General features: G+C 65.3%; 16 protein-coding genes. 2 read left to right on the top strand and 14 right to left on the bottom strand.

From position 1 onward, the window contains the following. From SPHPHY_RS0101865 to SPHPHY_RS18870, 4 genes are all read right to left on the bottom strand, one after another. Positions 1 to 828 carry an amidohydrolase family protein gene (locus tag SPHPHY_RS0101865; RefSeq protein WP_022685017.1) on the bottom strand — a complete coding sequence of 276 codons (828 nt, stop codon included), beginning with the start codon at positions 826 to 828 and terminating at the stop codon, positions 1 to 3. A gap of 4 nt (positions 829 to 832) precedes the next feature. Next, positions 833 to 1,540: a GntR family transcriptional regulator gene (locus SPHPHY_RS0101860; protein WP_022685016.1), complete on the bottom strand. Its 708-nt coding sequence runs from the start codon at positions 1,538 to 1,540 to the stop codon at positions 833 to 835. Positions 1,541 to 1,618: 78 nt separating this feature from the next. Further along, positions 1,619 to 2,881, bottom strand: a complete 1,263-nt coding sequence (locus SPHPHY_RS0101855) for an MFS transporter (protein WP_022685015.1) — start codon at positions 2,879 to 2,881, stop codon at positions 1,619 to 1,621. Next, a complete protein-coding gene (locus SPHPHY_RS18870; RefSeq protein WP_022685014.1) occupies positions 2,878 to 3,978 on the bottom strand; it encodes a mandelate racemase/muconate lactonizing enzyme family protein in 1,101 nt (366 codons plus the stop codon). The genes SPHPHY_RS0101855 and SPHPHY_RS18870 overlap by 4 nt, the downstream gene beginning before the upstream one ends. A 318-nt stretch (positions 3,979 to 4,296) precedes the next feature. Here SPHPHY_RS18870 and SPHPHY_RS0101845 point away from each other — a divergent pair, with 318 nt between their 5' ends. After that, entirely contained in the window at positions 4,297 to 7,188 is a 2,892-nt protein-coding gene (locus SPHPHY_RS0101845) for a TonB-dependent receptor (protein ID WP_196802099.1), read from the top strand. Positions 7,189 to 7,609: 421 nt separating this feature from the next. On the opposite strand, the gene virB11 is transcribed toward SPHPHY_RS0101845, so the two are convergent. The 9 genes from virB11 to SPHPHY_RS0101800 all read right to left on the bottom strand — a co-directional run bounded on the left by virB11 (position 7,610) and on the right by SPHPHY_RS0101800 (position 18,150). Beyond that, positions 7,610 to 8,563 (bottom strand): P-type DNA transfer ATPase VirB11, encoded by a 954-nt coding sequence (gene virB11, locus SPHPHY_RS0101840; RefSeq protein WP_022685012.1) that lies wholly within the window; start codon positions 8,561 to 8,563, stop codon positions 7,610 to 7,612. Next, positions 8,560 to 9,681, bottom strand: coding sequence for a TrbI/VirB10 family protein (locus tag SPHPHY_RS21660; RefSeq protein WP_022685011.1), 1,122 nt, complete (start codon positions 9,679 to 9,681; stop codon positions 8,560 to 8,562). Before SPHPHY_RS21660 ends, virB11 begins: the two co-directional genes overlap by 4 nt. Further along, complete coding sequence (locus SPHPHY_RS0101830; protein ID WP_081645199.1) at positions 9,678 to 10,379, bottom strand: TrbG/VirB9 family P-type conjugative transfer protein; 702 nt, start codon at positions 10,377 to 10,379, stop codon at positions 9,678 to 9,680. The genes SPHPHY_RS21660 and SPHPHY_RS0101830 overlap by 4 nt, the downstream gene beginning before the upstream one ends. Further along, positions 10,376 to 11,224, bottom strand: coding sequence for a virB8 family protein (locus SPHPHY_RS18860; protein ID WP_022685009.1), 849 nt, complete (start codon positions 11,222 to 11,224; stop codon positions 10,376 to 10,378). Before SPHPHY_RS18860 ends, SPHPHY_RS0101830 begins: the two co-directional genes overlap by 4 nt. 16 nt (positions 11,225 to 11,240) lie before the next feature. Beyond that, positions 11,241 to 12,455 (bottom strand): type IV secretion system protein, encoded by a 1,215-nt coding sequence (locus SPHPHY_RS0101820; protein ID WP_022685008.1) that lies wholly within the window; start codon positions 12,453 to 12,455, stop codon positions 11,241 to 11,243. After that, positions 12,455 to 14,827, bottom strand: coding sequence for a VirB4 family type IV secretion/conjugal transfer ATPase (locus SPHPHY_RS0101815; protein ID WP_022685007.1), 2,373 nt, complete (start codon positions 14,825 to 14,827; stop codon positions 12,455 to 12,457). The genes SPHPHY_RS0101820 and SPHPHY_RS0101815 overlap by 1 nt, the downstream gene beginning before the upstream one ends. After that, the gene (locus tag SPHPHY_RS0101810; RefSeq protein WP_022685006.1) at positions 14,824 to 15,123 is read right to left on the bottom strand and encodes a type IV secretion system protein VirB3; all 300 of its coding nucleotides are present in this window, start codon (positions 15,121 to 15,123) and stop codon (positions 14,824 to 14,826) included. Before SPHPHY_RS0101810 ends, SPHPHY_RS0101815 begins: the two co-directional genes overlap by 4 nt. Beyond that, the gene (locus SPHPHY_RS0101805; RefSeq protein ID WP_331271011.1) at positions 15,110 to 15,463 is read right to left on the bottom strand and encodes a TrbC/VirB2 family protein; all 354 of its coding nucleotides are present in this window, start codon (positions 15,461 to 15,463) and stop codon (positions 15,110 to 15,112) included. The genes SPHPHY_RS0101810 and SPHPHY_RS0101805 overlap by 14 nt, the downstream gene beginning before the upstream one ends. Before the next feature lie 77 nt (positions 15,464 to 15,540). Continuing rightward, positions 15,541 to 18,150: an RICIN domain-containing protein gene (locus tag SPHPHY_RS0101800; RefSeq protein ID WP_196802098.1), complete on the bottom strand. Its 2,610-nt coding sequence runs from the start codon at positions 18,148 to 18,150 to the stop codon at positions 15,541 to 15,543. A 240-nt stretch (positions 18,151 to 18,390) separates the two neighbouring features. Here SPHPHY_RS0101800 and SPHPHY_RS0101795 point away from each other — a divergent pair, with 240 nt between their 5' ends. Next, on the top strand, positions 18,391 to 18,969 hold the full coding sequence (locus tag SPHPHY_RS0101795; RefSeq protein ID WP_081645198.1) for a PEPxxWA-CTERM sorting domain-containing protein: 579 nt from the start codon (positions 18,391 to 18,393) through the stop codon (positions 18,967 to 18,969). A 214-nt stretch (positions 18,970 to 19,183) separates the two neighbouring features. Here SPHPHY_RS0101795 and SPHPHY_RS0101790 read toward each other — a convergent pair whose 3' ends face one another. After that, on the bottom strand, positions 19,184 to 21,970 hold the full coding sequence (locus SPHPHY_RS0101790) for a TonB-dependent receptor (protein WP_028056369.1): 2,787 nt from the start codon (positions 21,968 to 21,970) through the stop codon (positions 19,184 to 19,186). Positions 21,971 to 22,419: the final 449 nt, after the last annotated feature.

The raw sequence follows: 22,419 nt of genomic DNA, 5'->3' as shown, positions 1-22,419 counted from the left end.
TCAGCACTCCAATCCGTAGAATTCTCGGGCCGCCCCGGCGAAGAGTCGCTCCCGCGCTGCGCCTTGACGTCGGGCGAGCCGATCCGCATCGCCAAACCATTGGCGGGGGCTGTCACCCGCCAGGTGCAGGACCGGCCAGTCGCTTCCCCACATCAGCCGGGCGCCGAATGTCACGACGAGATGTTCGACATAGGGGGCGAGATCCTGGACCGGGGCGCCGGGCAGTTGTTCTGTCCGCAAGCCAGAAAGCTTGCACCAGAACCCGCGCCCCGCGAGGGCGGCGATGTCGTCACGCCACGGGTCGAATACGCCGCTGGCAATGAAGGGCTTTGCGCCATGATCGATCACCACCGGCAGCCCGGGCCAGCGATCGACGAACCGCGCCAGCATCGGCAGGTGGCGTGGCTGGACCAGGGCGTCGAGGCGCAGGCCATGCTCCAGCATCGCGCGTAATCCGGACTCCAGCGTCGGACCGAGCAGCCAGTCGGTGTCCGCAATCCCTTGCAGCATCGGCCGGAGCCCGCGCAGTTTCGGGTTTTCCGCGAGCGCCGCGATCCTGGCGGGCGCGGTCGATGCGGCGAGATCGACCCAGCCGACGACCGCGCCGATCGTCGGACTTGCCGCGGCGATCCCCAGCAACCAGTCGGTATCGGCATCGGTCGGCTGCGACTGGACCAGTACGGTCGACGCCAGCGGCAAGTCGCCGGCATCCGCGATCAGGTCGTCGATGCCGAAATCGCGATGGATCGTCGGCTCGGCAGGTCCCGGCCACATGTGGCCGGGGGTGTCGAGCGCCCATAGATGGTGGTGGGCGTCGATCACCTGCATGGCATCACGCCATGCCGAGGATCCGCTGCAATGCCTGCTGGAAGTGGGTGGCGAGCGCCGCTTCGGCCGCATCCGCTTCCCGGTCGGCACAGGCCTCCAGAATATCCAGATGTTCGCGCAGCGTGCGCAGCGCCAGCGGCTTCGTCACCAGACGATCGAGCCGCACCAGCGTGACGTAATTCTTCAGGCGACGGGCCGTCGTTTCGATCAACGGATTGCGCAGGGACGCGATCAGGGCGCCATGCAGACGCTCCTCCAGCTCGCCCAGCCGTTCCTGCTCGACCAGACCCAGATCGCCCTGCTCCAGCGCGGCCACGAGATCGCGATGATCCGCGATCATCGCGGCTATTTCGGCGGCGTCGCCCGTTTCGGCCAGCGCCCGCGCACCCGCCCGTTCGATCAGCGAGCGGAAGTGATAGGTCGACCGCGACAATTCCAGATCCGCTTTGATGAAGCGGATGCAGGATCGTGCATGGATCGTCACCAGCCCCTCGGTCTCCAGCGTGCGCAACGCATCGCGCAGCGGCTGGACGGTGACGCCGAGCAGCTTCATCAGGTCGTTCTGCGACACCTCGGCACCGGTCGGAATGGTCCGGTCGAACAATCCCTGCAGGATCGCACGATAGGCCTTTTCGGCGAGCCGTGGCTCCGCCTCCTCGCCTATCGCCGGATCCCGTTTCTGGGCGCTCGCACTGATCTTGGTTCTGGGCATGAGTATTCGGATAGGGCCAATCGACTGCCAGGAGCAACTGTCCAGTCCGGCACGCAATAACTGAGATATCAGCCATCGCTACCGCACCGACCTGATCGGCAGCACCAAACCCGCACCGGCGAGCACGAACATGCCGGCCACCATGAAGAGCAGCGGGTAATCGTTGCCGCTGGCGCTGAGCAGCATCGCCGCCAGGACGGGACTGAGGATCTGCGGCACGTTGACCGCCGTCGTCAGGATGCCGAGATCCTTGCCCGTATCGTCGGAACCCTCGCTGGCCGGTAGCACCTGCGTCATCAGCGCGAGGTCGACCGACATGAACGCGCCATAGCCCAGGCCGATCAGCACGGCGTAGACGAGCATGCCCGTCGCGGTCGGCTGCACCAGCGGGGCGGCCACCGCGAGCGCCATGACGATGCCGGCGACGAACACCAGCGGTTTGCGGCGCTGCAGGCGGTCGGACAGCCATCCCGAGGCCAGCCCCGAAAAGACCAGCGCCACGAACGTCACCGACGACAATTGCGCGATCTTTGAATTGGCGTCGGCCTGGCTCAGCCCGATATGATCCTGCAGGATGTACAGCAGATACGTGACGATCGCCTGATAGCCCATGTAGATGGTGAAGCGGCCGAGAAACGCCCAGGCAAAGTCCGGATGCTCGCGCGGATTGATCCAGAACGAACGCAGGAAGGCACCTGCCCGGAACGGCGGCAGCGGCGGCAACGCCTCGCGCGGTTCGGGATTGAGCAGGACGAAGCCAAGGCACGTAACGACGATGCCGCCCCCCAACGCGCCATAAGCCAACGTCAGATCGTGGGCCAGCAAGCCGCCATAGATGGTGCCGGCCGACACGCCCGCGGTCATCGCCGCACCGACGACGCCGGAAACGAAGCCACGTTCCTCGACCGAGAAGCGATCGGCGACGATCGTGGTGATCGCCGGCTGCATCGAATTGAGGCTGATTACCGCGACCACCCACAAGGTGGTGACCACGGCCAGGTTGGCACCGTGCGGGACGAGAACGATCGTCCCGCCGCCGATGATGCCGCCGATGACGATCCACGGCGTCCTGCGCCCGAACCGGCTTCGTGTACGATCGGAGAATGCACCTGCAAACGGTGTCGAGATCGTGCTGAACACCGATGTGATCGCAAAGACGATGCCCAGCGTCTTCGTCTTGCTCGCCGGATCGATGCTCTGGATCTGGTTGGGCAGCAGCACGCCGAGCACCGCCGCGTACAGCGTCAGCAGCACGAAGAACACGACGCCAAGCGAGACGATCAGCCGCCAGTTCCGCGGCGCGGAGGCGGGTGTGCCCGTCGGGGGCGAGGACATCGTCATGCCGCGGTCACGGCGGTCGCCGCACCCGCCGCAGCTATTGCGCGGCAGGCCTGCTCCGCGCCCGCGCTCAATCGCAGGCCATGCCCGGGCCGATCGCTGCCGAAGATCATGCCGTCTCGGATCGGGAACGTCTCCTCGACCAGATGATCGAAGTTCTGGAAACTATACTCCAGCCAGCGGACGCCCGGCAGCGCCAGCGCCATGTTGACGCCGATCTCCAGGAAGCTGTTGCCCAACGTCACTTCGACATTGTGCTCGCTCGCCAGCCAGCCGGCGCGCATCACGTCGCCGACCTGGGCATGGACGTTCAGCATGTCGCACGCGCGCTGCTCCAGCAGCCGGCGCTTGCCGGACAAATCGAGATACTCGCCGGCATTCACCCGCGTCACGCCCAGGCGACGGATCATCTTCAGCCCGTCGATATCGTCGCGCGGCACCGGGTCCTCGACCCAGAAGATGCGGTGTCCCGCGCGCTCGAAGATCGCCAGCGCATCGATCGCCTGCTGCGCGTTCCACGCCTCGTTGGGATCGATCATTACCGGTCGCTCGGGCCCGACTGCCTGACGCAGCAGGTTCAGGCGGTGCAGATCGCGCTCCAGTTCGGGGTGACCTACCTTGATCTTGAACCCGCGATAGCCCTGCTCTGCCGCATTGCCGAACAATTCGGAGAACGCGTGATCCGACAGGTGGAAGTCGAGTCCGCTGGCGTATGCGGGAACCGACTGCCGCTCCGCTCCCAGCATCTGCCACAGCGGCACACCCTGCTGCTGTGCGAGCAGATCCCACACCGCCTGCTGGATGGCCTCTTCGAACGGCAGCGTCATGCGCCGGACATTACCACCGCGCGGTCGCCTTACCGCCAGGGCAAGCGCCGACGGCAGCTTGCCTTCCAGGCCGGGCCAGGCCTGCTCCAGAAAGATGCGCTCGATTTCGGCGGAATCAGGCAGAACGCTGAACAGCGACTGCGCAAAGCCAAGCCCGATCCGCCCGCCGGCATCGATCAGTTCGATCGCCGCCACGTTGATTTCGGTTGTTAAGACCTGCGAGTCGCCCACCGACCGATCACGCGGATATTGAAATCGCGTGAGCTTGTACATGGCGATCCTGTGCCCATCCGGCATCACCCATCTCCGTCTGATATTTCAGAATCATATTGCAAACTAAAAGCGGTGCTGCAAGCAGCTTTTGCCGCGCCCTGGTCGTCGCGAGGTCCATGTGGACGATCGCGGCATCTGGCCACCGCCGTTCACAACATCTAACGCGAGATCACATGTCCATAACTCGCACACAATATCTGGTAGAAGCGCCAGACTAGAGCCTGATAGCTCGCTTGATATATCAGAATGGGGGTACGTGCTAATTATATAGCTTGCATGAAATACATTTCAGCGCCAATCAGCACGAGATGCCGGCTGTTGACCAGGCATGCGTGGGGAGAGCTTGAAATGAGCAGGGTTCGAGTGTTCTGTTTGTGTTCCGCAGGTTTGCTGTCGCTCACACAGGCGACAATGGCGAGCGCTCAGGCAGGCGACACGCCCACGCCGCTTCCGGCTGGAACGCCCGGTTCACCGCAAAATTCGCCTGATACGGCTCCGTCCCCCACTACCAGCGTCGCCGCTGCCGCAAACGCCCCCGGTGCGCAGGATGAGCAGATTTCGGACATCGTGGTCACCGGCTATCGCGCGTCTGCCGAGCGGGCCGTTGCGGTCAAGCGCGAGGCCGCGTCGGTCGTCGAGGCCGTGACGAGCCAGGATCTCGGCCGGTTCAGCGACGTGAACATCGCCGACGTGCTGCAACGCGTTCCCGGCGTTCAGATCGAGCGCAACGACAGCGGAACCGCCGGTGATCGTGCGTCGATCCGGGGGCTTGGACCTAGCTACACGCAGGTTACGATCAACGGTCGCGTACCATTGACCGGTGGCAACGAGGGCATCGGCTCCTTGCGCCAGGTCAACCTGGACGTGCTGCCGACCGAAGTCATTTCCGGCATGCTCGTGTACAAGACGCCGACCGCCGACCTCGTCGAAACAGGCATCGCGGGCGAGATCGACGTACAGACACTGAAGCCGCTCGATTACCGCGTGCCCAGCGGCGGCACGTCGTTCGGCAGCGTCACCGCGCGCGCCGATTACGACGATCAGACGGAAAACTTTATTCCTCGTGTCAGCGGTATCGTCGGCACGAAGTTGATGGACAACAAGCTCGGCGTCTATGTGTCGAGCCTGTGGTCGCGCGGCGACACGTCGGCATCGGAGCTCTTCTCGCGCTTCGCCACCCGCGACCTGTCGTTCGATGACAATTCGGATGGCCGCGCTGATCGGGTCGAGCGGAACGTTCTGGTGCCCTCCCGCATCGCGATGTCGAAAAACGACGGCAAAATCACGCGCCTCGCATTCAGCGGCGGGATGCAGTACAAGCCGGATGACGCATGGGAAGTGAACGTCGACGGCACCTATTCCAAGCTGCTCAACCGACAGTTCCGGCCGACGAGCGATCTTCAGCTCAACGGCGAGAACAGTGTCTATACCGGCGTGGCGCGCCCCGGCGGTTACACGACGCGGGACGGGCGCCTGATCGGCTTCGACACCTCGCGTCTGACATATGCCGGCGGAACGGGTCCCGGAGTGGCGCTCGATCCGCAGCCGTTGAAGTTCTTCAACGATCAATATGCAATCGTTGCCGGCGGCAACATCAAATACAAGGGTGACCGGGTTCGCGCGAGCGTCGACTACGGCTATTCGAACGGGCGCTATAAGCAGGATCTCCGCCTCTTCTTCGGCGGGATCAGCGCACCCAACCAAAACGTCCAGTTCGACGGCAGCCAGCAAGTTCCGACGATCACAGGCGTATCGAACGTCACGACGCCAGCGGGCGGTGTCTTCAACGGCTTCTTCGGTCGCAAATACTTCAACAATTCACATGCCCATGCGTTTCGTGGCGACATCGCGTTCGACGCGACGGCTAACTTCGTGCTGAAGGCCGGGGCACGCTACCAGGCGACCACCATACGCCTGCGCAGCACGTCGCTGTTCGTCCCGGCGCCCGACGCCAAATCCGGCTTCACCACTGCTGTGTCCCAGCAGATGCCTGGCGTGGTGTTCAACGGGTCCGGTGCCGACTTCCTGACGCGTTTCGACTTCGGCGTGCCCGCGCCGTATCTGAACTACCCCGCCGCAGCCAATCTGGTGCCGGCGTTGCGTGACGCCGCGATCGACAAGGAGGATGCGTCGTTCGCCGTGACCGCGCTCGAAAAGACGACGGCGCTCTACTTGCAGGGCGACACCGATGGAACCGTCGCAGGCGTACCGTTCAAGGGCAATGCCGGCGTGCGGGCGGTTTATACCGATCTCACGTCGCGATCGGCGCAAAGCACCACCATCCTCAACGGTCTGAACGCGACGCTCAGCCAGGGGCTGACGCCTAGCCGGGACACGAACCGTTACTGGGAAGTGCTTCCCTCGGCGAACGTGGACCTGAATCCGGTTGATCCCCTGCACCTGCGACTCGGAGTCTCGCGGGTCATGTCCCGTCCGGAATATGAGGATACGGCGCCTCGCAACGCGGTCAGTTTCTACGATCCCAACGATCCTCGCGTCGATCGCAGCCAGCGCGGTACTGCCACGCTCGGCAACACCAAGCTCAAGCCGCTGACGGCATGGCAATTCGACGCGACGCTTGAATATTATACCGGTGGTGGTGGTGCCCTTTATCTCGGCGGGTTCTACAAGAAGGTCGACAATTTCATCCTGCGCACCGTCACCCAGAACACCACCATTCCCGCTCAGGGCGCAATCCGGCTGGATGTGACCCAGCCGGTCAACGCCTCAAACGGACGGGTGTACGGCGCCGAAGTCGGCATGAACCAGCCGTTCAGCTTCCTGCCCTCGCCGTATGACGGCTTCGGCGTGCAGGCGAACTACACGTACATCAATTCCAAGATCAACATCGACAGCGCGGCGAGCACGACGTCGTATGGCTTCCCCGGCGCATCGAAGCACAATGCGAACGCGGTCGCGTATTACGAAAAGGGGCCGTTCGCCACGCGCGTGGCGTACGCCTATCGTTCAAGCTACTTCCAGGCGCTTGGCGGTGGCAACGACCGGTCTGCGCAACCGACGTTTACGAAAAGCTACGGGCAACTCAACGCCAGCATCTCGTACCGTCCGGTCGAGCATCTGGAGCTCAGCATCACGGGCACCAACCTGAGCCGGGCCAATCGACGCGACTACATCGTCGATCCCGACGTGTTCCGCTCGTTCATCCAGCGCAGCCGAACCGTGGCATTCGCCATTCGGGCCTTCTACTAACCCTGATGCCGCGGCCACGTGCGCTGGGAATGGTCGGTTTCTCCGACAGCCCAGGGGCGTGGCTGCAAGCACTCCGTTCATTTCACTGTTTCATGGTGTGGTCCCTTCGTTGGTATGAAACGAATGCGTGTGGGTAAGCCTGGCTGCTGCTAACCTGCCCCGCAAAGGCGCAGGATTGATGGAGTTACAACCGTCGATCCCGCGCCTGACTCGCCTAGCGTCTCCCGCAACGGCACGTCGTCTACTCGACGCACACGGCGACAAGCCTAAGCCTTGACGCTGCAAGCGCTATCCGGCTGCGCTTTTCACATCGGTGATGGCAAGGCCCATACTGCCGGAGCGCTCCAGCTGTTCGTCGGCGTCGGCTGCACGAGCAATCCGGCCCAGCAGATGCCGTGACGACACGTCTATCGCCTTCCGCTTATCGGGTCCGATCGGTCCAGCGCACCTCGGTGATCTGTCGGCGGCCGTTGCGGCGTTCGAGCTGGACGAAGACGTCGATGATCTGGTGGACATACAGCAATATATCCGCGCGGGTCAGCCGGGTTCCGGTTTGCAGGACCAGCAGCGCCAGCTGTTCCACCGCACGGTCGGGCGTGTCGGCGTGGATCGTACTGATCGATCCGGGATGCCCGGTATTGATGGCGCGCAGGAACGTCATCGCCTCGGGCCCGCGCAATTCGCCAAGGATGATCCGGTCGGGCCGCATGCGCAGCGATGCCTGGAGCAGGTCTTCGGTGCCGATCCGCGCCTCGCCCAACGCATTGCGCACGGCCACCAGGCCGACCGCATTGGCGTGGCGCAATTGCAGTTCTGGCGTATCCTCGATCACGATCAGCCGTTCGTTCGCCGGGATCTCGCTTAGCAACGCATTGAGGAAGGTTGTCTTGCCGGTCGACGTTCCGCCGGAGACGAGGATTGTCTTGCGGGCGCGGACGGCCGCGGCCAGCCGCGCGGCGGGATCGGTTTCGACCGGGGCGGTGGGCACATCGCGCGCGCGCGCCAGCGTCGACCAGTCGTAATCCGTCAGTCGCCGGTCCGCCACGACGTGCCGCCTGATCGCCACAGCCATCGCGCCGCGCGTCGCCGGCGGTGCGACGATCTGTACGCGCGATCCATCCGGCAGGATCGCCGAGAGCAGCGGATGTTCGCGATTGATGCCCTGATGCGACAGGCTGGCGACCTGACGCGCCAACCGCCACAGCGACGCCTCGTCGATGGCGGGTTCCTCGTATCGCTCGATCGTGCCGCCGATCGTCTCCGCCCAGACCTCGCCGGGGGCATTGATGTAGATGTCGGTCACGTCGTCGCGTGCCAGCAATGCTGCAATCGGCTGCAGATATTGCGTCAGATACGGCGATGGCGCGATCGTCATTGTCGCGGCGCCGCGCCCGCGAAATCGAGATCGCGCGCGACGAAGACCATGACGGCAGCTCCCTGGTCCACCTTGATCGTCGGGCGCAGATCGGCGCCCGGCGACAGCAACTGCCCGATCGACCCGGTCGCCTGACCGGGGACGCCGACGATCACCGACCCCCTTCCCGGCCGTGACGCCAGGTTCGTCCCGACCGCCAGCGCGGTCTGCAACACCGCACTGGTGAACCGCGCGAGGAAGTGGGTGTTCGCCCGGCCCGGAATGCCGGCCTGCCCCAGCCGGTCGGTCGAGGGCGCGCCGAGCCGGATCGCGACGCCATCCGGCCGGATCAACCGGGTCCAGGTCACCAGCACGCGGCGCTGGCCGGACTGCACGTCCGATGCATATTCGCCGATCAGGCGGCTGCCGCGCGGGACCAGGATGCGCGTATCGTCGAACCCGCGGGCGTCGCGCGCCACGATCGCGCGGACGAAGCCCGCCCGTGTGGAATCGATCGGCGTCTCCAGCGTCGCTGCGATCAACGATCCCTGCACGATCGTGGACGATCGACCGCGGATGACGGAGGCGCGCAACGGCGGGTCGTCCCCCGCCGCTGCCGAGGCGGCGGCCGGCGAGCCGCCCGTCGTGCCGGCTGCGGCCGTGGCGGGGCCGGCGGCGTCGCCCGAGCGATCGTACACCATCGCCTGATCATCGCGGCGCGCCGCAACCGGCGCCTGCGCCGACGAACGCCCGGTCGGGAGCGGCGGCGGTGGCGGCAACGCGTTCGTGACGGCGGGCGGCGGCATCGGGTCCGATGGTCGAGGTTCGACCGGCGGTGGCGGCAGCTCTACCTGCAGGGCGGCCACAGGAGTCGGCGTGGCGCTGGGCGGAACGCGCAGCGGCGGCGGCTCCGCAAAGCCCGCGGCCGCACCGCCGCGTCCGGCAAGATCGGGCGCGGACCTCGCCTGCCGCTGGATGTCCAGCGCCACGAACAGGCCGATCGCCAGCGCGCTGCACATGCCCGCGAACAACCACGCGCCGCCGCGCGGCCGGGTCACCGGCACATCGGGACGCAACGGTGCGATGCGCCGCAATTCATCCTCGCCGGTCGATGCCGGCCGCCGCCGTGCTGCGGTCATGGCCGTGCCTTGGGCAGCTGGCGCGTGGCGGTCGCCTGCCGGCCATCACGCCGGAACCGAAACCGCGCCGCGACGCCGGGAACGACATAGTCGCCATCCACCATGCGACCGTTCACGATCGACTCCCGCCCGCGCTCGTCGACCGTATAGATCGCCGGCAGGGCGACGCCGTCCGGCCAGCGGATGGTGGTCCGCTCCCCATCGTCCCCCATCGCGCCGGGACGCAGGAGGCGATCACCGCTGACCTTGTAAAAGGCCGGCGGGGTCGCCGCGACGATCGTCTCCACGTCGCGCGGGACGCCGGCGTAACGGAAGCGGATGTCGAAGGCCGCCGCTGCCGGATCGGATGCGGGCCGCAGCAGGAAGCTGTAGCGCCGCGCGTCGGTGATCACCGTCATGTTGGTTTCGACGCCGTCCTGGACCGGCTTGACGGACAGATGGTCGCCGCGACGGCTGGGCGTAACCTGCCAGGCCGCGCTGTTGCCGACGATGACGTTCTCCACCCGCTCGTCCGGAGCCAGCGCGAGCGTGAGCGCGAAGCCGGAGGCGACCTGCACCTCGAACACCTGCTCGGGATCGTAGAGCAACGTCCGGATGCGCGGATCGCCGGATCGTTCCGCCGGCGGGTCGGCCTGCGCCAGGCCGCCGCTCGTCACACCGAGCATCAGCGCGCCGCACAGCAGATAGCACATCCTCATCGGCCGGGCCCCAGCGGCGACCCCATCGGCAGGTTCGCCATCGGGACGACGATCGTGGCCGTCGCGGGCATCGCCGAGGCCGGCGAGCGCATCGATCGACCGGCCGACGACGGGACGGGCAGGCGAACGTCGTAGGCCCCGGTCGCTGCGTCGACCACAGGCGGTTCCGCAAAGGCGGGCAATGCTTCGGGATCGCGGCGATACTGCGACACCTGAAAACCCAGCGGATTGACGTAGCGATCCTGCAGGGACATCGGCGCGTCGGTGTAGCGATAGCGGATGTTCGCGATCCATGATCGTGGCGGTGCCGCGGGTTTGCCGCCACCGGCGACGCGCGTGTCGAAACGGACCTGAGCGACGCCATCGCGGACCGGCGACACGCTCTTCACCGCGACATCGACGGTGGTATCGCCGGGATGAAGGTTCAGCGGGCTTTGCGGGTTGGTGACCGGCATCCCCGCCAGATAGTCGGCACGGGCCCGCCCGGCGGACCACAGCGCCACCTTGCGGTAATCCTGCCGCAGGCTCGTCCGCGCGAAGCCCTCGCGCGCGATGACGTACTGGACCAGGAACGACTGGGTCAGCGCGGCATCGCGGGTGACGCGGTTCGCCTCCAGCGGCTTCAGTGCCTGGACGAACCCGGTCGTGCGATCGACGAGCAGGGTCACCGGCTCCACCGTCTTCAGCGGCGTCATCAGCGCCAGCGCGGTGGCCTGCAGCGCGATGACGCCCACCGCCACCCCCGCGACGGCCCAGGCAACGCGCCGCGAGCGGTCGGACGCGGCCTGTTGCGCAACGGCCCATCCGCTCGCACGCCGGTAATAATCGTCGTCGCTGTCGCTCATCTCAGGTATCGCCCTGTCATGCCGTGTTCTGCCGCCAGTTCAGCCGCCGGCCGGCCGGGGTGTGCGGCGCCATCGCGGTCGGTGGTGGCGCGTGGCCGTCCGCGCCCGCCTGCGCCGTCGCAGCGGTCGCGTCGGGAACTTGCGTGATCCCGCCCGATATCCCGCGCTCGCGACGCGAGATGGCCTCGGTAACCGTGCGGACACGCAGCACCGAAGAGGCGAGCACCGCCGGTGCGCTGGTGCCGCCCGCTACGTTCGCCGACGCCGGGAGCCGTTCCGACGGTGCGGGTGCCGGCGCCGCCGCCCCCACGGGGACGGCGGGGATCGTTCTGGGCAGCCGGATGCGCCCGGCCGCGCGCCCCGCGGCAAACCAGATCACCACCAGCACGACGCCGAACATCGCGACGATCGCGATGATGCCGGCCGGATCGCGCGCCGCCGCCTGCCCGGCGTCGGTCGCAATCGCCATCTCGCCGGCCAGCACGTCGAGTTCGACCGACAGCACCGCCGTCGTGCCCAGCGCGCCCAGCAACACCACGGCCAGCGCGCGCAGCCATCCTTCGAACAGGCCGATCGTCGCATCCAGCAACAAGGCAAGCACGAACAACGGCCCCAAGGCGAGCAGCAGCCCGCCGGCCAGCTTGGCGGCGAGCAAACTGCCCAGCCCGGTCACCAACAGCACGACGCCGGCGGCGGAGAACGCCAGCGGACCCAGCGACCGGTCATCGCCGACCGCCGGCACCGCCGGTGCCGCGACCGCATCGACTCCCGCCGGGGGCGGCGGCGCGTCGGCTGGATCGTTCTGCGACGCCATCTGCCCCGCGGCGACGAACGCGTCATAGGTGGCCTGCACGCGCCCGACCAGAATGTACGGATCGCCCAGCCCGGCCGCGGGCAGCACCACGCTCGCCAGTTCGGCAGGCGCGTCGAACGACACCCGGTGGAACAGCGTGCCATAGGCCGCCCAGCCGGTGGTCAGCGCCAGCACCGCGCCGATCCGTGCCACCCACAGCACCGCGTTTCGCGTCGTCGGAACCCCGCCGAATATCAGCCGATAGCCGATCACGGCGACGGCGATCATCATCATGCCCGATAGCAGCTGCGCGAACATCGACGAGCCGGCCAGCGCATCGAAGCCATCGCGGCCCAGCGCCTGCGCCCGGCAATCGACGGCGTCGTAGATGCGGATCGCCAGCCCGGCGATCGCCGCGGGAGCGGAACAGGCCGGCATCAACCGAGCGTGGCCATCAGGCGCGGTATCCAGTCGGCCGGGTCGTCACCGGTCTCCGCGCGAATGTCGTCCAGCAGCCGCACGGTCCGCTCACGACCCGACAGGATCGTCAGCAACTCGCGTTCGCCGTCCAGGCTGAGCCGCGCCACCACGCTGTGCTGGCCGTGCCGGATCAGGAACGCGCGCGCGCTTTCGGGCAGGCCGCGCACCAGATCATATTCGTGGCGGGTCAGCCCGAAGCCGTCGATATAATGTTCCGCCTGCGCACGCGGATTGGCCATGAAGATCTGCGTCGCCGCCTGCTCGACGATCGCGGATGCGATGCTGCTCGACAAGGCATCCTCGGCGCTTTGCGTGGCGAAACCCACGATGCCGTTGCGCTTGCGGATCGTCTTCTCCCAGTCGCGGATACGCGCGACGAAGACCGGATCGTCCAGCGCCTTCCATCCCTCGTCCACCACGATGATCGACGGCGACCCGTCCAGACGCTCCTCCACCCGGTGGAACAGGTACATCATCGCGGGCGTCCGCATGATCGGATCGTCAAGGATGCGCGTCATGTCGAACCCGATCACGCGCGATTGCAGGTCGGTGCGGTCCTCCGCATTGTCGAACAGCCAGGCGCGCTCGCCATTGCCCCACCACGGCGCGAGCCGCGCGTGGATGTCGCCGGCATGGGGGCGCTCGCCACCCCGGAACAGGCTGGCGAGATGGCGAAGCTGCCGGAACTCGGGCGGCGCGAGCATGTTCGCCGCGATCGCATCATCGATCTGCGCCGCCTCTTCCGGTCCCGGCGCGCCCGACGACGATACCAGTTGCGCGATCCAGTCGGCCAGAAATCGCCGGTTCTCCGGCGTGTCGGGCAGTTGCAGCGGGTTCAGGCCGGAGGGCTGGCCGGGGCGCAGCACGTCGTAGCGCCCGCCGACCGCGCGCAGGAAGAGTTCCGCGCCACGATCCTTGTCGAAGAAGACGATGCGCGGATCGTAGCGCCGCGCCTGCGCCAGCAGGAAGTTCAGCACCACCGTCTTGCCCGAACCGGACGGGCCGATGATCGTGAAATTGCCCAGATCGCCCTGGTGGAAGTTGAAATGATACGGTCCGGCCGCGCTTGTCTCCAGCACGGTGACCGCGTCGCCCCAATGATTGCCGGTCGCGGTCCCGTGCGGGAAGTTGTGCGACGAGGCGAGACTGGCGAAGTTGCGGCCGGCAATCAGCGCCGGGCGCGGAATAAGCGCTTCGTTGCCGGGAAATTGCGACCAGAAGGCCGGTTCCAGCGCCAGATCCTCCCGCACCGCGGCGATGCCAAGATCGGCCAGCAGCGCCTGCACCTCGGCCACGCCACGGTCCAGTTCGGCCGGCGTGTCGGCGCGGATGGCGAAGGTCAGATGATGCTGACCAAAGACCGCACGCCCCGCCGCCAGATCGTCGCGCGCCTGCATCAGGTCGCCACGCAGGCTGACCGCCTCGTCGTCAGCCGCCCGCATCCGGCGCAGCACCAGGTTGATCCGGCCCAGACTGGCTTGCCGGTCGGCGAACCCGAAGCTTTGCGTCACCACCATTTGCAGGGGCAGGCGCAACACCTCGTCCAGCATCCCGGGCAGCGTGTGCCCGGGGTAATCCTTCACGCCGACCATCGCGACGTAACTGCGGTCGGCGCCCGCCATCGCAGACAGTTCCGCCACGTCGGTGCCGAACGATATGCGGCGGCGCGGCAGGTAATCGCCGACATCGTCCTCCGGCAACAGCACGCGGCCGGGCCGACCGTTATAGAGGTCAGACAGGAATGCGAGCGGCTCCGAGCATCGCCCGCCGCCGCGGTCATACTCTCCCAGCAGGCGCGGACCATAAGCCGACAGATTGGCGGTGATCGCCTCACGCGCGGCATCCAGCGCGCGCACCTCCGCCATCAGCGTGTCGAGCCGGGCCTGCCGGCCGCCGCCGCGGCCGACACGGGAGAACAGGCGTTGCAGCGCGTCGCCGCGCCCCCGCGGACGACCGCGCACGATCGTCAGCACGATTTCGTTCACGAACAATCGCCGCGACGCGAGCCGGTCGGTCCATGTCCGGTCCAGCCGTGCGCTGAACGCATCGGGGAACGCGCCTGCCGCGGGTGCCGGCGCGGCGCGGCGCACCACATGATGGTAGAGCGCGATGCGCGACGTCCCCACCGCCTGCAACATCGCGTCGCGCAATTGCTTGCGGTAGTTGATCTCGTCCGTCTCGGCGGTTTCGAACAGGAAACCGTCAAGACGGACGAACTGTGCCAGCCGCCCGTCCCGCAACAACAGCGTGTACGGGTCCACCATCGCCACATACGGCAACCGCAGGCCGGCCGCCTTTTCCCGCGCCCAGAACAGCGCCTCGGTCGTCATGCGCGGTAGCTGTTGCAGCGCCAGAAGCGATGGTTGCGCACGCGCGGGCAATGCACCGAGCGCTTGAGCATCATGTCGAAGATGCGCGGCTCGTACCGGCACGCGATCCAGCCGCCGGCGTGGACCGCCAGCGCCAGTACCAGCACCCAGACCGACCTCGACAGCAGAAACACTTCGGTCGTGACCACCGCGTTCAGCACGAAGAAGCTGTACGTCACGCCGGCGAACATCTGCGGCCGCGCCAACGCGACGAACAGCGTGTCACGGTCGAGCGTGCCGACGCTAGTTTCCGCCATATTCCGACCCCGACGTCGATCGGATGCCGCCGACGATCCCCGCCGCGCCGAACAGGATGAAACAGCCCAGGATCACCGTCGCGCCATACCGCCAGTTCATCCGCCCGGTCAGCATCATGAATCCCACCGATGCCACCGCGATCACCGCCACTACCGTCGCGACCGTGCCGAGCAGCGTGCCCTGCAACCAGCTGACCGCGCCGACGATCGCACCCGATCCTGCGGGATCGTCATACGATTGCGCCTGCGCCCGAAGCGTCGCCAGGGCGCTTGCCGCCGCCGTCATTACCCCGCAGCATCGCGCTGCCCTGTGTTTCGATGTTGCTGACGCTGTCGTCATGTCCCGCATTTCGATCTTTGAGGAAGAAAAGGCTCGATGGTCCGCGGCGATGCACGTTCGCCGCGGACCGTCACCGCCTATTCGATCGTCCAGCGTTGATTGTTCTGGGTGTAGTAAGTCCACTGTGCGGCAGCGGCACCGTCCGCCACCGACTCTCCACCGATCTCCAGCGCCAGATCGCTGCGGAAGCTGCGGATCACCCAGGTGCCGTCGGCGGCGGGCTGGAAGTACCACAATTGGTGGTTCGTGCCCTCGAACGCATATTGGTTGATCCCGGCACCCGGGTAACTGCTGCCGTCCTTGACATCCAGCACCAGCCCGCTGTGTCGCGCCACAATCTTGAAAAGGTTGCCCGATACCTTGACGATCTGGAACTGCTGGTTCTTCGCGCCGGTGGCCGCCCATTGTTGCAGTCGGGTCCCCGGCTCCGTTTTCTCGCCGGACACGTCGAGGAGCTTGCCGCTGTTCACGTTCTTGATCGTGTAATAGCGCGCCGGATCGAAATCGGGTGCGGGATAGCTGACCGCCTCGCCACCACCTGCGCCGACACTGAACTCGCTGATGAACAGATAGTTCGTGTCGGTCTTCGCTACGCGGACGTAGCGGTATGCGCCATTATCCACGACCTGCCGCGTCAGCGTGCCGCTGAACGGGATTCGCGTCCAGCGATCTTGCCGGCCGATGACGGTAAAGTCGGCGAAGTTGGGATCGTTCGATGCCTGCACCTCGAAATTGGTGCGGGAATCCGGCTGATCCATATCCTGCCGGGTGACGATGCTGAAGCTGCCCAGCTGATACGGCTGGCCGAGATCGACCTGCCACCATGCGGCGGTGTCGCTGGCGGTCGGCGACCAGCCGCTGCCGACGTTTCCGTCGTTCGCCCGCCCGGCGGCGAACGGCGCCGCATAGACCGAGGACGACGATGTCGGACGATTATAGGCAAGGTTCACGCGGTTCCGCAGAGACCGGTAGGGCGCTTCGAGGCCGGCCGCCTTGATCGTCGCCGACGATTGCCCCTCATTGTTCTGCACGACGTTGTTGGGGCCGGTGAAGTTGAAGATTTTGGGGTTTTCAACGGTCTGCATCACGTTGTCGCGAACGAAAACGTTGCTGGTTCCCTCGTCGAGGTAGAAGCCGCCGACGTAGTGCGGACATGCCGACGGGCTGCGGGTGATGTCGTGGAAATAGTTCGCGTCGATCGTGGTGCCCGGATCGTTCGACAGGTGATACACTGCGGCCGTATCGCACAACATGCCGACAGCGGCGGCCACCTCGTTCCGGTCGACATGATTGTTGCCGAGTGCATTCGCCGCCTTTTGCCAGCCCCAGCCCAGCGAGATGCCGGCCCACGGCACTGCAGTCACTTCGTTGTTCCGGATGTTGACCGTGTTGACGAAGCCGGCGTTGATCGCCGCGGTGCCGAAATAGTCCTGCCCGATCCTGGTCACCAGATTGTTCAGCACGTCGACGTCGCGCGTCACTTCGCGCGGATCTTCACCCGCCGGAGTGATGGGCGGATTGTACACCAGATGATCCTCGTAGTCCGGATCGCTGAACTTGCCGACGACGATGCCATTGCCGGAGATGTCATACACCACGTTGCCGACGATGGCGCTCTGATGGACGCCGTTATGAAGATCGAGTGCGGAGGCACCGGCACGGGTGAAGGTATTGCCGTCGAATTGCAGACGATCGGCCCATGCGGCGGAGACCGCGGCGGGCGGACGCCCGACATATTGCTCGTTCTGCATGTTGGCCGCCAGGCTGTACATGCCTCCCTGCTCGTTCATATGACCACGGCTATTGGGATATAGCCACGTCGTGTCCGCGAACGTTATGCCCGAAAAGCGGATGTCGTGCGCGGGTGCATCCAAACTGCTTCCCTTGATCTGGACCAGCGTCTCCAGCGTGGGAACGATCACGGATGCGGCGCTCAACGTCTCGCCGTTGCGTGGCATATAATAGACCGCGCGCTCATCGGTATCGACGTAGAACTCACCCGGCGTATTCAGGAACTCGCGCGCGTTCTGGAAGAATAACGGTGAGTTCTCCTTCAGCAACGGAAAGGGCCGCTGGAAGAAGATATCGCTTTCGTACTTCTGGATGCGAATGTCCGCGCGATCGCCTTGCGGCGTGATGCTCGCCAGGCGAAGATAGGATTCCGCCCATTGCATCAGCAGACTCATCTCGACGCGGGGCAGATTGGCCCAATTCCCGACCAGGACGCTCGACGTCGTGAGTGTCTCGGCAGCGCGATCTCCTTTCAGCAACTGCCCGAAGCTGCCCACCTCCGGATGGCGGGAGCGTGTCGCCCGGACGCCGTTTACGAACATCTGACGAAAGTTCATCGCGCCGACCGCGGCCTTGTACTGACCGTTCCCGACCGAGCGCCATCCGGTCACCCGCCGCGCGCTCGTGATGAGCGGCGTTTCCGATGCATAGGCCTTCCAGATCACGGTGTGGCCGTTCATGCCGGAATCCGCCGTGTCCAGCACCAGCGGGGTCGTGAGGCTATACGTGCCGCCGCGCAGGTTCACGACGATGTCGTCCTTCATCGTGGCGTTGACGGAACGCACCGCCTGCTTTGCACGGGCGAGAGTCCGGAAGGCAGCGTCAACGCTTGCCCCGGACGCCTGATCGCTGCCGTTGGCAGGGTCGACGTAATAATTGGTGGATGCCTGGGCCACGCCGGCCAAACAAGTTGACGCCAGCAGCGTCAAGGCGCCGCGGATTGCGAGTTTTCCCATGTTCTTCAACATCCTCTGCCAATTATATCAACATTACGCACTTTGTGAACAGGCATCGTTGACGTGAAATTACTATGTCCATTGTTTCTTGCTGTAAACAGATATCTGGAATATCAGAATCAGGCCGGACACGCACTCGATCAGCGCGTGCCAACGGTTGAGAGACACAGGAGGGGATTTATGAAGGTTCCGCGTTTGGGATTGACGCTGGCGGCTGCGATGTCGCTGTGCTGGCCGGCCACTGCACAAGCCGCCCTGATGCAGGTTATCGGTTCGGGGGCCTGGGACCGCGACACAATGGCGAGTGCGGCGACCTCGCCCGACAGCAGTTTTTCTTTCGACTTCACCGTTGACGATGCGCTCGTACATAGTCCCGTCGTCGTATCCTCATTTGAATACAGGTTAGGTGGGCAGCGCATCGACTTGGCAGCGCCAACCGTCTCCTTCTTTTCGGAACTTCAGGGCGGCGGGATTGCGATGCAGTTCGGCGACATGCTTTTGTCGGGCTACGGAACTTCGCTGCTGTCCGCAGGCGGGCGCATGAACCCTGGAGAGGGCATGGCTATGACGTTCTCCACCAACATCGGTGACGCCATGGGCCGCGGCGAGATGACCATTCGGTCGGCAGCCGCCGTGCCCGAGCCGGCAACATGGCTACTGATGCTGGCCGGTTTCGGGATCGTGGGCTATGCCTGTCGCAGAACTGCGTCTTCACGGCCGGCCTCGGCCACCCGGAGGGCGGCTTCGATGCCCGGATAGATCGAACTGCGCTCGACGCACCGCCATTGCCGGATCGACAATGGCGGTGCGTCCGACAGCGGCATGCCGGCACGCGCAAGTCCTTCGTCCGCCAGCGCTTCCCGGAATTACACCGGAACAACGTCATGGTAGAAGTCGGGGCTGCGCCACACGGGCGCGATCGGAGGCCGGAAGGTATCCGCCGACCTCCTGCTCGGATCGCGCCCGCCCAGGATCAGAACTTCGCCCGGATACCAACCAGGTATCGCCGACCGGTCAAACGGTAGCTGAACACCTGTTCGGGTACGTCGGAGTAGGTGAACTCCTTCGCATTGTTGAGGTTTAGAGCGTTGACGCTCAACGTGAGGTGCGGGTTTATTTCGTACATCAGACTGGCGTCGACCTGCCCGTAGCTGTTCGAGTAGAGCGGAAGCCCGTTGCGCCCGCTGGCCTGGATCAGGTAGCGGTCACGCCAGCTGTAGGCGACGCGCGCCTGCACGCCATACTTCTCGTAGAATCCTACCAGACTATAGGAATTCTTCGAAAGTCCCTCCAGGCCATAGCTCGTTCCGGTGACCTGATTGGCGTAATTGGCGTTGCTTGCCGTGTAGGTGTAGTTGGCCTGAATGCCCAGACCGTCGAGCGGCGACGGCAGGTTGCGGAACGCCTGACGGTAATTGACCTCGAAGCCCTTGACGGTCGCACCCTTGCCGTTGGTCGGGGTGGTGACCTGGAAGGTGACCTGATCAACGGTCTGCGCCGTGGTCGTGCGCGCGACGAAGCTGTCGATGCTCTTGTAGAACAGTGCACCCGACAGCAGCGAGTAGCGGTCGATGTACCATTCGAGCGCCGCACCGATCTGCGACGCGCGGAACGGCAACAGGTTCGGGTTGCCGCGCGTGATCTGCTCGTTACCCGGATTCGAGAGGATGTTCTGCGCCGGAGACAGATCGGTCAGCGTCGGGCGACTCATCACCCGCGAGGCATCGGCGCGGACGACGAGCGTATCGGTCACATCGAGGCGGGCGTTGAACGACGGCAGCAGGTCCGAATAATGCCCCTCGAAGCCGATCGGCACGACCGGCGAGAGGGCGATGATATTCTGCCCCTGGCCGTTCGAGCGCGCGCTGAGGATCGTCTGCGCCGCGCCGTCCGAGGTGAAGCTGGTGTCCTCGAAGCGGACGCCGGTGTTGATCGCCAGCGGCATGTCACCCAGATCGGTCTTTACGTCGAACATCAGATAGCCGACCCAGACACGCTCCTTGACGATCGAGCTTTGTGCGGGATCCGCCACGGGACGCTGATAGCCGGCAAAGCCCGGTGAATTGCTGCGGAACGCCGACAGGGTGTTGGCCATTTCGCGCGGATCGTAGATGACCCACTGGCGTACGGTATCGCCCTTGTAGCCGGGGAACCAGTCGGACGGGGTGGCGGAGAACAACGAGGCAGGCAGCGGCGAGTAGACCGTGCCACCACAGAACGCGCATTGCGACGCGCCCGGCTGCGAGACGTTGCTTGCGGTCTTGTCGCGGTTCTGTCGGGCGCCGCCGAACGAGATCTTGACCGCATCCGTCGGAGCCCACTCGCCATCCAGATGCGCCTCAAGCGTCTTGTCGGTGGTGTTCGTGCCGCCCGCGAACTCGAAATGCGCACCGACGTTGTTCCGGTCGACGGCCGCGTTGGCATAACCGGGATTGCTGAACCTGGTATCGAAGATGTTCGTGCCGGTCCGGCTGTCCCACTCCAGCGTCGAATTGGTGCGGCGAATGGTGGAGAAATACTGGTCTTCATTGCCACGGCGCGTGGCGCGTGACGCCGCGAGGTCGGCGACCAGCTTGATCGGGCCGTGATCCCACGCCAGGTTGCCGCCGATCAGATAAGTGTCGGCCTTGCGCGGATAACGGGTGACGATCTGGTCGACGAAGCCGCCGGTGAAGCGCTGGAATACCGCGCGATTGTCGTCGCCGACCGTCATCGCCGCCAGCGTGCCGCCGCTGAAGTCGAAAGCGATGCCGCTTGCCGTGTCGAGCTGCCGGAGATGCGAGAAGAAGCCGTCGCCGGTGAACGTCAGTTCCTCACTGGCCTCGGCCTGGATGGTGCCGCTCAGCCCGATGCGCTCGCGGTCGGAGAAGCTGACGGTCGGCGAGATGTTGGAAGGCATCACGACGTTCGTGAACGACCCCAGCGACGGCGCCACACGCCCGGCATAATAGCTGTCGTTGTTGCTGTGCCGAACCCAGCCGGCGCCGATATCGAACGAGTCGATCCGTACGTTGCGCTTCTGGTAGGATGCGACCAGCGAGGCGCCGATGGTGTTGTCGTCATTGTGCCAGCTCACCACGCCCGAAGCACGCGGGTTCCACTGGCCGGGCAGGTCGTCGTACTGCATGTCGAACGACCCGGCGAGGACGAAGGCCTTCTGGGTAAGGGGCCGCAACGTGCGCACGTCGATGGTCGCACCGATGCTGGCACCGTTGATGCGCGCATTCGGGCTTTTGAACACATCGGCCCCGGCGATCAGCTCGGAGGGCAGGATGTCAAAGCTGAACTCGCGTCCGATGTTGTCGGTGGCGAGCACGCGACCGTTCAGCGTCACCACGTTGAACTGCGGGCCGAGGCCGCGCACCGACACGAACTGACCGTCGCCCCCGTTGCGACTGATCGTCACGCCGGGAATGCGCTGCAGCGATTCCGCGACGTTCTGCTCGGGTAACTTGCCGATGTCCTGGGTGGTGATCGAGTCCACCTGGTTGACGGCCTGGCGCTTCAGTTCGATCGAAGCTTGCTGGCTCGCGCGCAATCCGGTGACGATAATATCCGCTCCCGGAGAATCGGTCGCATCGGATGCACGCGTATCCGGCGCCTGCGCACCGGCCGCCGGCACACCAACTTGAACGCCCTCGGACGCGGCGCCTGCGGTGCCGGCTTGCGTCGTCTCAGGCCCAGCTTTGGCATAAGCTGCTTCGGAACTCAAAAGTGCGACGAACGCCGCGCCGCGCAAAAGTGCTACTCGAGCCTTCATTATCCCCCCCGTGCAATCGCGCTCCATGCGCTTATGAAATATCAGTACCGCATTTATATGTTCGTTCAAGCAGGCTTTCTTCTCTTTTTCGGGGAATCGATGCCGATCGGGGCGTGTCCATGAGGCGGTTTGTCCATGTCGTGGTATATCAGGAACTAACGAGTGCGGTCGCCCGCGCCGCTTGGCAAGCATGGGAAATGCAACATCTGCGCTGGCGGAACGCCGCCCGGCCGTTGCAGGAAGGGTGTTCCGCATACCCGCCGTCGAACGCGGCGACGTCCCCGACGCGCATTGGAACGCGACGGACAGGCGAACCGTCGGGCGAAATTCCTCGGAAAATAGAGGCCGCCGGCTCGGATGGCCTTCATCGCGGCAGGATCACCGCAACCTTCCATCCGCGTACATAAAAGGCACACAAATTTCGGCTAGCGTCCATCCTGATGGTCGGG

Origin of the sequence: Sphingomonas phyllosphaerae 5.2 (assembly GCF_000419605.1) — a bacterium.
Taxonomy (GTDB): Bacteria; Pseudomonadota; Alphaproteobacteria; order Sphingomonadales; family Sphingomonadaceae; genus Sphingomonas; species Sphingomonas phyllosphaerae_B.
This window is presented reverse-complemented; position numbering and strand designations above follow the sequence as displayed.